Origin of the sequence: Lysinibacillus sp. FSL K6-0102 (genome assembly GCF_038003545.1) — a bacterium.
Lineage (GTDB): Bacteria > Bacillota > Bacilli > Bacillales_A > Planococcaceae > Lysinibacillus > Lysinibacillus capsici.
On sequence record NZ_JBBOPH010000001.1, the window covers coordinates 4,698,733 to 4,712,389 of the forward strand.

Sequence of the window (13,657 nt, forward strand, 5' to 3'; positions counted from 1 at the left end):
CCTCCCTTCAAGTTTCTTTATCGTATGGCATGCCACATTCTTTAGTGTCTGAATAGCATTTCATCCATTTTTTTTAATAACAATTTATGATAATCAGTCATAATATGAAGCAATATTACATATAAAAAAGACGGCTCCACCTTTTTGTAGAGCTGTCTCTGTTTATCAATATCTTATTACCTTACACATTTATTGTATCATAAATTTACAATAATTTCTAGACTATACTTCTTTCCGAAGTAGATGTATGATAAATTTCCTGCTTCAATCCCCCCATATCATGTGCATTTGGATACTTTCACTATATTCAAATTTGTGGTTGGACAAACAGTTAAAAAAGCATCACAATTACCCTCTTCTCACCATCTATTGAGGTGAGGGTTACTGTCAAAGGAAGCAAATAACTATGGAGAGGAATGTGAGTAAACGTTGGAAAATCAAAAAGAATGGCTAGAAGAAAAGCATCACCTTGAGGATTCTTTAAACATTATTGTTCATAAAATAAAAGAGTTAGAGCATAAAGAAAAAGGTTTTAAAGAAAATGCTGTTGCCTTAAAGAAATCCTTTTGGAACGATGTGAGAGTCAATCTAGATACCGCTGAGGATGTAGACGAAACCTTTTTTGCAATTAAGCAGCAGGCAGAGCTTTTATCTGACTCAGAGCTAGCACAGGAACGTGCAATTCGTAATGTAAAGGTATATGAACGTTTACAACAGTCACCCTATTTTGCTCGTATTGACTTTGTACAAGATGATCAACAAGACCCTTTAAAAATTTATATTGGTGTAGCCACATTATTGGATGAACAGGATGAAAATATCATCATTTTTGATTGGCGAGCGCCTATATCAAGTATGTATTATGATTACACACCTGGTGATGCATCCTACGAAACATTAGGTGAAGAAATTCATGGAGAAATGCTGTTAAAACGGCAATTTATTATTAAAAATGGTCAACTACAATCCATGTTTAATACGGGCCTTACAATTGGTGATGACCTACTGCTCGATATCCTTGCGCAAAATGCAAATGAGCATATTCGTAGTATTGTTGCGACAATCCAAGCAGAGCAAAATAAAATTATTCGCCATGTAAATTCACGCTATCTTATTGTTGAAGGCGTGGCAGGTAGTGGCAAAACAGCTGTAGCCTTACAGCGGGTAGCTTATCTACTTTATCGTTATCGTGATGAAATGACTACCGATCAAATTCTGCTAATTACACCTAACCAACTTTTTAATCAATATGTTCATTCTGTCTTACCTGATTTAGGGGAAGACAATATGCAGCAGTTAACGTTTATAGAATATGCTGAAAAACGATTAGGTAAACAGTTTCAATTAGAGTATCCTTATGAGCAGCTTGAAGAACTGTTAACAGAAAAGGATGATGCTCAGTATCAAACAAAATTAAGCATCATTTCTTTTAAAGCGAGTCTCGCTTATAAACATATAATCGATCAATATGCGAGTTATTTATCCGATAAAGGCTTATTATTTAAAAATATCGTTTTTCGTGGAGAGCGGATTATTACTGCACAGGAAATTACCGAATACTTCTATTCTTTCCCTTCTACTATGTCGATACCAGATCGCCTACAATTAGTAAAAGAATGGTTATTGCAGCAACTAACGAAATTGGAAAAGGCTGAGCGTACAAAGGAATGGGTAGAAGAAGCTACTGAGCTATTAGATAAAGAAGATTATTCCAAATCTTATAGTGAACTTTTATATGAGGGTCGCTATACTGAAAACTCATTTGACGATTTTGATCAAGAACGCTATAAATTAGCGAGACAAATTGTCAAAAAACACTTTAAACCATTACGTAACTCTGTTAACAAGTTAAAGTTTGTCCATATGTTGGGTACATATCGACAGCTCTTTGATTTGAATAGTTCTATTAACAGGGATTTACAACACCTTATGCCAGACAATTGGGAGGACATTTGTCTACAAACACTCCCTAATTTAGCAAAGCGTTTGATTGCCTATGAGGATACTGCACCATTTTTATATTTACAGGACAAAATTGAAGGACAACAGACCAACAGGATGATCCGTCATGTGTTAATAGATGAAGCACAGGATTATTCGCCATTTCAACTTACTGTATTACAGCAGTTATTCCCAAAAGCACGTATGACCATTTTAGGTGATGGCCACCAAACGATTCATCCACATACCTTTAATAATCCTTCTCTACTCGACACTCAATTATATGGTGAGCAGGCAGAAAAAATGATATTAACCAAAAGCTATCGTTCGACAAAGCAAATCATACAACTCACTGCCAAAATATTGAATGATGGTAGTGAAGTAGAAGCATTTAACCGAAATGGCCCTGAACCATCGATTACTATTGTGCCAAATGAATTGGAATTAATGGATCAAATTATTCAAAATATCGACCATTTATCTATTGAATTCGAAACAATTGCTGTCATCTGTAAAACCGCAGCCGAATGCTCTGCCGTTTATAAGCAATTAAACAATCGAGTAGATATTCAATTAATCAACCATAATTCAAAGCAGTTTAAGAAGGGTATTTTATTACTTCCAGCTTACATGGCGAAAGGCATCGAATTTGATGCGGTCATCATCTATAATGCATCTGCCGCTAATTACTCAAGAGAAAGCGAACGGTACTATTTCTATACGGCGTGTACAAGAGCTATGCATGAGCTGCACATTTATTCTATTAACAAATTAACGTATTTCCTTCAATAATAGGTAACAGGAGAATCTGTAAATAACAGATTCTCCTGTTCTCTTGCTGTTTTATATATAGAACGTATAGTCTTCTGGAATAACACGTTTTAAAAATTTCTTCGTTCGCTCCTCTTTTGGGCTGACGAAAATATCATGAGGGCTACCTTCCTCTACAACTACTCCTCCATCCATGAAAATTACGCGATTGGCAACATCTTTGGCAAAGCCCATTTCGTGTGTTACTACAAGCATTGTTGTACCCTCCGCTGCAATATTTTTCATGACCTGTAGAACCTCACCTACCAATTCAGGGTCAAGTGCGGACGTTGGTTCATCAAATAAAATAATATCAGGATTCAAAGCTACTGCTCGTGCAATACCAACACGTTGCTGTTGACCTCCTGACAACTGACTTGGGTAGGCATCATATTTGTCTGATAAACCTACTTTATCAAGTGCCTTTTTACCAATTTCCACAGCCCGTGCTTTAGGTATTTTACGTCCAATGATTAATCCTTCCGTTACATTTTCTAATGCTGTTTTATTAGTAAATAGATTATAGTTTTGAAAGACAAATGCGACACGCTGGCGAATTGCATGCACGTCTTTTTTCTTTACATGTTGAAAATCAACCTGAATATCTCCAAATGTCGCATGGCCTTGATCAGCCTTCTCTAAAAAATTGATACAACGCAATAATGTTGTTTTTCCTGAACCACTGGGACCTAAAATAACAACAACGTCCCCTTTATCAATGGCTAAATCAACACCCTTTAAGATTTCATTGCCACCAAATGATTTATGAATATTTTTAATTTCTAACATGCTAATTCACCCCTTAGACATTTGCCATTTTGTATTTGCTTAAATATTTCTCATAACGCTTAAACAAGTATTCAACCGTACTACATAAAATTAAGTACACAATAAAGATATCCAAATAGGCCTCTACATAATTGTAGCCAACGTTTGCCGCTACTTTTGCCTTCAGTGTAATTTCAGGAAGCGACATTGCGTAGCCTAGCGATGTAGCTTTAATAAGATTAACTGTAGCTGTGCAAATATTCGGCAATGCCACTACTAATGCCTGTGGAATGATGATGCGAGTATATGCTTGGAATGTTGACAAACCTACTGAGTGTGCAGCCTCTAGTTGCCCCTTTTCAATGGTACTTAACGCCGATCGAAAGACCTCAATCAAAATGGCTGTTGAGCTGAATGCAAATACAATAAACGCATACCAAATTGGATTGATTTTATAAATATCATACGCAATATGATATTTTTCAAAAATAATTTTTAACATTAAAGGTATACTGCTATAGATAATAAAAATTTGTATAATAATCGGCGTTCCTCGAACAAAAGAAACATAAATCTTCGCGAGGTGATGAATAACTGGAATTTTATTGATCCTAGTTAGTGCTAACAAAAAACCTAGTGGCAAAGCTATCACCAAAGCAACAACTGTGACTAGGAGCGCTATAGGAACACCAGACAAAGCTACGAAAAATGTTTCAAGTAAAAATTGATAATTCACCCTCACGCCTCCTTAAGTTGTTTCTAGGGTCTTCTTACCCTTGCCAAATACCTTTTCTAATATAGTAAATATTTTCTCTATAATAATAGATAACACCCAATAGATAATAGCCAATGCAATATAAATTTCTAAGGCATGAGCATTGATGTTACTTGCAATAATTAGATTTGCCTTACCTACAATATCAATTAGACCAATTGTATAAGCGAGTGCACCTTCCTGTAATAAAGCAATCATGCCATTGCCAAAGTTCGGTAAAGCGACGACCAGCGCCTGCGGAAAAATAATTCGACGGTAGGCTTGGAATGGTGTTAGCCCTACACTAACGGCTGCTTCAAACTGCCCTTTTGGAATGGCTAAGTAGGCAGACCGTATCACCTCAGACATTATTGCCGTGAATTGTAAGGTGAATGTTACGACAACAAATATGGCCGTTTCAATTGAATGGAGATTAAGACCAACATTTTCCGCTAATGCTGGGACACCATAGTAGACAAGAAATAACAAAACAATGGAGGGTGTACAACGCATAATCGTTGTATACAGATTGGCGAATTTAGTTAGCCACTTGACTGAAGATAGCTTAGCAGCCGCCAGCAATAAGCCGAATAGGGTACCTAAGATAATGGAGGACCCTGCAACTAAGAACGTGATTTTTAAAAATGGCAATAACACTGGGATTGCGTTCCAAATGTAGGTTGCGTCAAAATATTTATCCATTTCCTCACCAACTTTTGTTTTTATGAATAAAGACTGCTGAGCATTACTGACTCAACAGCCTTACTATTCGTTCCGTTTTAAACTAACGATTTACGTTTTCCAGTACTTCAAATAAATCACGGCCATAGAATTTTGTACTTAATTCATTTGTTTTCTTTTGTTCTTTAACCTGGGCTATTGCTTTATCATAAGCGTCAGCAAATTCCTGCTCTTTTTTATTGAACAGTGGCCATGTTTTTATAACAGCAAATTCGTTATAGACAACGTCATCTTTTAGGTTATAATATGGTCCATCTTCTGCAAGTACTTGTTGTTTAAATGGGCCTTCAATCATGACACCACCATCAACACGGCCCTCATTTACCCACTGCACTACATCGACAGTAAAGGCGTCACCGGCCTCAAGTTTTACTTTATTATCTGGATTTGCCGTATTATACTCATCGATAATTGTATATTGAGCATTATTTGCAGCAATCGGTGCTAAAGAATAGCCCTTTTTCGCAAAATCCGCTAATGTTTTCACGCCTTCATCCTCTTTACGCAAAACTAAACCTGCGCTACTTAAACCTAAGAATTCCTTCGGGAAAATAAATTTCTCTGTTCGTTCCTGAGTAAAGAATGCGTTTTTAACCCCTACTTGATATTTCCCTTGCTCCACACCAATTAATAAATCATCACTTGTTGTACCTACATACTCAAATTGATAGTCAGGTAGCAATTCATCTACTAATTTCATTACTTCTACATCATAACCAGTTGGATTTCCATTATCGTCGATGTAACTAATAGGCTTTGAGGCTTGATCGTAGGCTACTTTTACTGTACGTACCTTTTCACCATCACCTGATTCTTTATCTGCTGATTCTCCTGAATTACAACCTGCTAATAATGCTATAGATGCCAAACCAATTGCAGCAAATTGAAATATCTTATTCTTCTTCATATGTCATTTCTCCTTATTTTTCACGTGATTTAATGATTGATTTTCATATAATTTCTGCTGTTCAATAGCGGCAGTCGCTAATTTAATAATCGTCATATCATCCATCGGTGGATTGTGAAGCCCTGCACGAACATTGCGGTAATAACGCTGTAATGGATTGGATAGTTGTAAGCTTTTTGCCCCCACTACACGCATCGCTTTATCGACTATATCTATTGCCATGTTTGTTACTGTGTGTTTAGCAACAGCCATTTCATTTGTTATTAGTCCACGTCTAGCAGGATCATCGTAAGCCTCAGCCACTCCGTATAAGACAAAACGTGCTTGATGGAGCTTTAATTCAATATCCCCTAAAAGCTGTTGTACGTTTGGCAACGTACTAATTGGCGCATTCAGGCTATTCGGTTGATGGTGATTAGCAAAATGAATAGCATAATCACGGGCTGCTTGTGCAATGCCTAAGTAAGTTGCTGGGATATGGAGTATCCAGCCATTTATTTTGCCACCACTCGGATGACTTGGTAACTCTACTAAATACTCTGTTGCAACAAGCACATCCTTTAACACAAGGTCGTGGCTGCTTGTGCCTCGCATTGCAGACATCTCCCAATTCTCCTCAATGGATAGACCTGCTGCATCCTTATGAATGAGGAAGAAGCCAACTTGCTGCTTTTCTTCAATCCAAGCGGAGGTAAGGAAATAATCGAGCACCGGAGATGCAGTCGTAAAAATCTTGCGCCCATTTATTAGCCAACCACCTTTAGTAGAAATGGCATTTGTCCCTGGCCGCCCTCCTCGCGTTGGGCTACCTGTTGCCGCCTCACTAACAGCTCTATTAATCATGGCACCTCTCTTTATTTCTTCAGAAAAAGCTATTAATAGATCATCAGTCCATAGTTTAGTTTCATAAATTTCCCCAACAACACCTAATGTCCATCCAAGGGAAAGAGAGGCATTTTCGTCATAGCTTGCTAGCGTCTCTTGTACAAGCACCATATCATAAACAGATAACCCTTCTCCGCCATATTGTTTCGGTAAAGTAAGTTGAGGATAGCCAATTTGTAAAAGTAATCGATGAGCTTCGAACGGAAAACGAGATTGTTCATCTACCTCAACAGCCTCTGCCTTGATTGGCTCAGCTATAGCAGCTAGTTGATCTAGCCAATATCGTTGTCGCTCTGTCTTTACAAATAAATTCTTCAAATGAATCTCCTTCTTCCCAATATATATAAATCGTATAAATTTACTAAGGATTGATAATGAAAAAAAATCTCTTGCTACATGAATGTAGTGAGATACTATTTGGTACTGAATTTTCTGATTCGTTGACACTTATAATACTTTTCGCATTAGAAAATGTCAATGGGTGAAATTCAAGTTTTTTTGTAAGTTTAATATGTATTACAAAGTTTCAACTTTTACCTTTGATTTATGCACCAAGCTTTTCTTACAACATATGCTAAGACTAATGAAAGAGGTGCATATATGACCAATAATTTAAATTCGCCACTAAACGGTGGAATCATAACCCATTCGGCTCCACAAGTTATTCAAACTAAGTTTGGAGATATTAACGGGGATGGTTTTTTTGAAACCATTTTTTTAATGGGCACTAAACAGCCTGATAGTCCTTTCTGGAGAAATCTAACACTGTCTATTTTTTATGGTCAAACAAGACAAATGGAGCAAATTCCATTGAAACAAAATATGGGCTATAATCCGACTATTTTCTTGGGTGATTTTACTGGTAATCATATTGAGGATATTCTGGTTGTGTCTGATACAGGAGGTAGTGGCGGAATTGTAAATGGTGAGATTTTTTCCTCCATCAACAATCAAGTTCGTTCCATCTTTGATGCAGAGTCTTTCAATAATAAACTTAAATATAAGGTCAATTATGTAGATCATTATAAGGCTGTTGTTCAGAGTTTTAATCCTGCTATTAAATACACAATTGATTTACAGTATAAAGGAACCGACTACTTAGCTGAAATTTATAATCCAGATGGCACCTTGAAGCAACCGATTGAAGGCTGGGTAGATCCTTTTGGAGGACTATATCCTGTTGATTACGACCGAGATGGAACGTATGAAATTTTAGGATATCAAGAAATTGCAGGTAGATATCATGCTGATGGATTAGGCTATGTAGAAAATATTTTAAAATGGAATGGCCATGAATTTGTAATAGATCGACAAACGGTTGGTATTTTTGGTGAGGATTTATCATAGACGACAAATCTAGCTATTAAATAATCTAAAACAGGAATCTGCTCATTTTTACTTAACTCTAACAAAAAACAAGCAGATTCCGTTATTTATTTTTTCTTTTCAACCAAGGCAAAGTAGTTATTTTCAGGGTCAGCAAAGTTAAAAACCCTACCCATTGGCATCATGACTAGATCTCCTACTTTTACGCCCTTTGCCTGAAAATCTTGGTACATCTCTTCAATTTTATCAGCGTAAAACATAATAGAAGGTGTTCCTAAATTTAGATCAGGTTGCATTTTAGCAATAATTTCTTTGTTATGAAGCACAAAGGATGTTTGAGCTTCCTCAGTTGGTGCAATTTCAATCCAGCGCATGCCTGCCTCTTCCTGTTCAGAAATGACCACAAACCCCACTTTTTCTGTCCAAAACTTAACAATTGCATCTTGATCATTAACATATAACATTACTTGTCCTATTTGATGAATCATGACTTCATTCCCTCCTCTTTTGAGCATTAGTATACATCAAAAAGCAGCTTTATATAGCTTCTAACGCCATCAATTTAAGGAAATTTCAAACAATTGATAATGATATACATTACTAAGAAATAATTAATTCAAAGTACTTAACTTTTATTTTATTTCTGATAGAATGAGTATTATTTACCTTTAAGGGAAAAGTATAGAATAAAATATTATGTGAGGATAATACAATTGAAACAACTAAGTTTAAGAAAAAAGCTTATTTTTTCGTTTTTAGCCATGCTTCTCATCCCAACACTCTTGATTGGAATAGTATCTTACCAAAGTGCTGAACAGCAAATTTCAGAGGAGCAACGCGCAAGTGCGACTGAAAGTGTACGCATTCTAAATTCCAATATTACAAACATGATTGAACCTAAATTGAAAGATGTACAATATTTTTCACAGAAATTTAGTGAAACTTACTTTCAAGATGAGAGCATTTTAGAACTGAAGTCATTATTAAGTGAATATGTCAACATGCACCCTGAAGTAGATCTGATATATATTGGAACTGCTGAAGGCAAACTGTTTGATCAGCCTGTTCAAGAGTATCCTGATGGCTTCGACCCTCGGACAAGACCTTGGTATAAGCAGGCTTTAGCTAATAATGGGAAGACCTCAATTACTGCACCATATGTTACACAATCTACAGGTGACATTGTCATCACAATTACTCAGGCATTACCGGATGGTTCTGGCGTATTAGGATTAGATCTAAATATTTCTACATTAAGTGACATTACGAATAATATTCGTATTGGAGAAACGGGCTTCGCTTCTCTTTTAGATAACAATAAAATTTACATTGCTCAGCCAGATAAAGAAAGTGGTACAGAGGCAACGGAAAGCTACATAACAAAAATTTATGAGCAGGAAAGCGGTACTATCATTGAAAAAGACCGTCACTTACAATTTGTTACGAATGAGTTAACGGGTTGGAAAGTAATTGGTACAATGTTTACTGCGGAAGCTGCAAAAGCTGCAGCATCCACATTGAATATAAATTTAATTATCATTATTGTTTCCATTCTCGTTGGCGTTATTTTCATGCTCTTTATGATAAAGTCTATTGTTAACCCAATTAATCAATTGAAGCAAAGCGCATTAAAAATTAGTGACGGTAATTTAACGGAGTTTATTGAAATCCATTCTAAAGATGAAATAGGTCAGCTTGGAGAAGCCTTTATCTCTATGAAGGTGAGCTTAAAAAAATTAATTCGAAATGTTGATCAAAGCTCACAACATGTCCAAACAGCCGCTCAAAATTTATCTGCTAATGCAGAACAAAACATCGCTGCCTCAGAGCAAGTTGCCGATGCCATGCACCAAATGGCAATTAGTACAGAAAAACAAACAACAGGTATTGATCAGAATGCCATTTCAGTTGAAGAAATTGCTAAAGGCGTTGTTGAAGTGGCAGACAGTTCCATGCAGGTTTCTGACCTATCTAGTCATGCTATCCAATTGGCAGAAGAAGGTGGACAATCTGTCAAACAAACGGTACAGCAAATGAATTCTATCCATAATTCTGTAACGCAATCAGATACAATGATTAAAGCACTATATGATCGCACGAAAGAAATTGGGTCCATTTTAGAAATGATTAGTGCTATATCAGATCAAACGAATTTACTAGCGCTTAATGCAGCTATAGAAGCTGCTAGAGCAGGAGAACATGGCAAAGGCTTCGCGGTAGTGGCAGATGAAGTACGCAAATTAGCAGAGCAATCTCATCAATCAGCAGAGCAAATTTCTGCGCTTATAACTACTATTCAGCAAGATACGGCAAAATCTGTAGAGACAATGGTCAAAGCGTCGACAGATGTTCAAGAGGGCTTACAATTGACAGAAGAAACAAGTAGAAAATTCGCGAGCATTATCGAAAGTCTTCGAAACATCGCGCCGAAAATGGAGGATATTTCAGCATCTGCTCAAGAAATGTCTGCCGTTGTAGAAGAAGTTTCAGCGACTGCTATTGAACTTTCCGATCACGCAAAATTAAATGCTGCTGCTACAGAAGAAGTTGCTGCTTCCACGGAACAAACTTTATCTTCTATGCAAGATATGGCTTCGTCTGCCAAAACCCTACTTGATATGGCGGATGAATTGCAGGGTTATGTTAATCGTTTTAAATATTAATTATTTAACTGCTAGATCTGAGTTCACGATAGTATTGAACTCAGATTTTTTCTATTCCTAAAAGATAGGAAATTACAAAATAAGATATTTTTCTACAAATAATAGCGTTGCATAACTTTATTTTCCAGATTTTTCAGAAAATTGTGTTGATTATTATTCATTTTCCTCTTAGAATCAGATTAAACATTTGAACGACTTAGGAGTCTACTAGTGTAATAAAACCCATCTCGTAGTTAATTATATTACACTTCAATAATGTCGTTTAAGGAGGAATACTATATGAAACGAATTAGTTTAAGAAAGAAACTCATCTTTGCATTTTTAGTCATACTTCTCATTCCCGCACTTTTAATCGGGTATACCTCCTTTAAAAGTACCAAAAATCAAATACTCGAAGAGCAGCAAGCAAGCGCCAAGGAAAGTGTGCGTATGCTTAATAGTAATATTACCAATACAATTGCTCCTAGAGTTCATGATATCGAATATTTTGCCAAGAAAATAAATCAGTCTTATTTACAAGATGATAAAAAAGCTGAATTAAAAGGTCTTTTTCAGGAATATGTAAATACACACCCAGAAGTGGAGCTAGTATATATAGGGACTGCTGATGGGCGAATCATTGATGAACCTGTCCATGACTATGCAAGTGATTATGATCCTCGTAAACGTCCTTGGTATATAGAAGCCATGGATAATAAAGGGCATGTATCCATCACTTCTCCATATATCTCAAAATCAACAAATAACATCGTTGTAACAGTTATGCAAGCTCTTCCTGATGATTCTGGCGTAATTGCCTTAGATTTAAATATCTCTCTTCTAAGTGCACTGACAGATCAAACACGTATCGGAGAAACGGGCTTTGCCTCTCTGTTAGATAATAATAAGTTATATATTGCTCAAAAAGATAAGGAAAGCGGCACAGAGGCAACAGAAGATTATGTTTCAAAAGTTTACGAAAAGCAGGAAGGTATTATTACTGAAGGTGACCGTCATTTACGCTTTGAAACAAATGAAATCACAGGCTGGAAGATAATTGGTACAATGTTCATTGCAGAGGCTACTAACGCTGCTACCTCAACCTTTACTATTACATTACTTATTATTGGTATTTCTATTATTGTTGGTATTATCTTTATGCTCTCAATGATTAAATCTATTGTTAACCCAATTAAACAACTACAGCAAAGTGCTCTTAAAATTAGTGAAGGTGATTTGACAGAGTATATTGATATTCATACCAAAGATGAAATAGGACAGCTTGCTGAAGCATTTGTCTCAATGAAAGTTAGCTTAAAAAGACTGATCCGCAATGTTGATCAAAGCTCACAACATGTTCAAACCTCGGCACAAGGTCTTTCAGCGAATGCTGAGCAAAATATCGCTGCATCTGAGCAAGTGACAGAGGCTATGCAACAGGTAGCGATTAGTACGGAAAAACAAACAACAGGAATCGATCAAAATGCTGTTTCTATTGAGGAAATTGCAAAAGGTGTTGTAGAGGTAGCAGATAGTGCCCTACAAGTTTCAGACCTATCCAGCCAGGCCATCCAATTAGCGGAAGAAGGTAGTCAATCTGTTGAGCACACTGTTAATCAAATGGTATCCATTCATGATTCTGTGGCTCAATCCGATACGATGATTAAATCCCTATTTGATCGTACAAAAGAAATTGGCTCCATTATAGAAATTATTAGCGCTATTTCAGACCAAACAAACCTTCTTGCTCTTAATGCTGCTATTGAAGCAGCACGAGCAGGTGAACACGGTAAAGGCTTTGCAGTTGTAGCAGATGAAGTACGTAAATTAGCGGAGCAATCTCATCAATCAGCAGAGCAAATTTCTACTCTGATTACTGGCATACAACAAGATACTGCTAAATCTGTACAAACGATGACGAAAGCTTCTGCAGACGTTCAAGAAGGTTTACAGCTATCCGAGGATACGAAAAAGAAATTTACAAGTATCGTTGGAAGTCTTCGAGAAATTGCTCCTAAAATGGAGGATATATCAGCTTCAGCACAAGAAATGTCTGCCGTTGTAGAGGAGGTATCCGCTACTGCTATTGAACTGTCAGATCATGCAAAACTAAACGCAGCTGCATCTGAAGAGGTTGCCGCTTCAACGGAACAAACATTATCTTCCATGCAGGAAATCGCCTCTTCTGCTAAAACATTGCTTGATATGGCAGATGAATTACAAGGCTATGTAGATCGTTTTAATTACTAAATAAGAAAGCACGATGATACTTGGTTTAACCCTATCATCGTGCTTTTATCTTGTTATTTAATTATTCATTTACCTCATGGCTAAATTGCCATTCAACGCCAAATTTGTCTGTAAGTGAGCCGTAACATTTGCTCCAAAATGTTTCTTGAAGCTCCATTCTCACGTTACCACCTTCTTTAAGCTTATCAAATGCTTGACGCATTTGCTCTTCATCATCGGATACAACAGCTAATGTGACATTATTCCCTGTGGAAAATGGCATGCCTGGAAATGTATCTGAGAACATAATTCTACTACCGAATACAATAAGTCGTGTATGCATGACAAGATCTTTTGCTTCTTCTGGTAATGGATAGTCTGGATTTTGTGGTGTCTCTCCAAACGTCATAATTTCAGCCTTGTCCGTATTAAAAACGTCTTCGTAAAACGCAACTGCCTCTCGACAATTTCCATTAAAATTCAAATAAACCTCTACTGCCATTTTCAACACTCCTTTGTCATTTTTTGAAACAATTCTATTGTACATGGATTACAAAACATAACACAAATTATAACTAGAATATTTCATCTTCAAAGTAAGTTGGCTCCTTTCTTTTTAAATTTTTTATTTATTTTCACAAAAGCTTTGACATT

General features: G+C 36.5%; 11 protein-coding genes. 4 read left to right on the plus strand and 7 right to left on the minus strand.

The window, feature by feature from the left end:
• Positions 1-429 precede the first annotated feature (429 nt).
• The gene (helD, locus tag NYE73_RS23940; RefSeq protein WP_259950957.1) at positions 430-2,733 is read left to right on the plus strand and encodes an RNA polymerase recycling motor HelD; all 2,304 of its coding nucleotides are present in this window, start codon (positions 430-432) and stop codon (positions 2,731-2,733) included.
• A gap of 51 nt (positions 2,734-2,784) precedes the next feature.
• Here the strand turns inward: helD and NYE73_RS23945 are convergent, their stop codons facing one another.
• The 5 genes from NYE73_RS23945 to NYE73_RS23965 form a co-directional block, all read right to left on the minus strand.
• Positions 2,785-3,540 carry an amino acid ABC transporter ATP-binding protein gene (locus NYE73_RS23945; protein WP_259950956.1) on the minus strand — a complete coding sequence of 252 codons (756 nt, stop codon included), beginning with the start codon at positions 3,538-3,540 and terminating at the stop codon, positions 2,785-2,787.
• Positions 3,541-3,553: 13 nt separating this feature from the next.
• The gene (locus tag NYE73_RS23950; protein WP_004233514.1) at positions 3,554-4,255 is read right to left on the minus strand and encodes an amino acid ABC transporter permease; all 702 of its coding nucleotides are present in this window, start codon (positions 4,253-4,255) and stop codon (positions 3,554-3,556) included.
• A 12-nt stretch (positions 4,256-4,267) separates the two neighbouring features.
• Positions 4,268-4,975, minus strand: a complete 708-nt coding sequence (locus NYE73_RS23955; RefSeq protein WP_048395479.1) for an amino acid ABC transporter permease — start codon at positions 4,973-4,975, stop codon at positions 4,268-4,270.
• A gap of 82 nt (positions 4,976-5,057) precedes the next feature.
• Complete coding sequence (locus NYE73_RS23960) at positions 5,058-5,921, minus strand: transporter substrate-binding domain-containing protein (RefSeq protein WP_115673247.1); 864 nt, start codon at positions 5,919-5,921, stop codon at positions 5,058-5,060.
• Between the two features lie 3 nt (positions 5,922-5,924).
• Positions 5,925-7,124, minus strand: a complete 1,200-nt coding sequence (locus NYE73_RS23965) for an acyl-CoA dehydrogenase family protein (protein WP_054548516.1) — start codon at positions 7,122-7,124, stop codon at positions 5,925-5,927.
• 282 nt (positions 7,125-7,406) lie between these two features.
• Between NYE73_RS23965 and NYE73_RS23970 the strand changes: the two genes are divergently transcribed.
• Positions 7,407-8,153: a hypothetical protein gene (locus NYE73_RS23970; protein ID WP_054548515.1), complete on the plus strand. Its 747-nt coding sequence runs from the start codon at positions 7,407-7,409 to the stop codon at positions 8,151-8,153.
• Between the two features lie 86 nt (positions 8,154-8,239).
• On the opposite strand, the gene NYE73_RS23975 is transcribed toward NYE73_RS23970, so the two are convergent.
• Complete coding sequence (locus NYE73_RS23975; protein ID WP_054548514.1) at positions 8,240-8,620, minus strand: VOC family protein; 381 nt, start codon at positions 8,618-8,620, stop codon at positions 8,240-8,242.
• A 225-nt stretch (positions 8,621-8,845) separates the two neighbouring features.
• Here NYE73_RS23975 and NYE73_RS23980 point away from each other — a divergent pair, with 225 nt between their 5' ends.
• Positions 8,846-10,795: a methyl-accepting chemotaxis protein gene (locus NYE73_RS23980; protein ID WP_054548513.1), complete on the plus strand. Its 1,950-nt coding sequence runs from the start codon at positions 8,846-8,848 to the stop codon at positions 10,793-10,795.
• A gap of 279 nt (positions 10,796-11,074) precedes the next feature.
• Complete coding sequence (locus NYE73_RS23985; RefSeq protein ID WP_259950955.1) at positions 11,075-13,024, plus strand: methyl-accepting chemotaxis protein; 1,950 nt, start codon at positions 11,075-11,077, stop codon at positions 13,022-13,024.
• Positions 13,025-13,085: 61 nt separating this feature from the next.
• Here the strand turns inward: NYE73_RS23985 and NYE73_RS23990 are convergent, their stop codons facing one another.
• Positions 13,086-13,505, minus strand: coding sequence for a VOC family protein (locus tag NYE73_RS23990; RefSeq protein WP_016992246.1), 420 nt, complete (start codon positions 13,503-13,505; stop codon positions 13,086-13,088).
• Positions 13,506-13,657 lie beyond the last annotated feature (152 nt).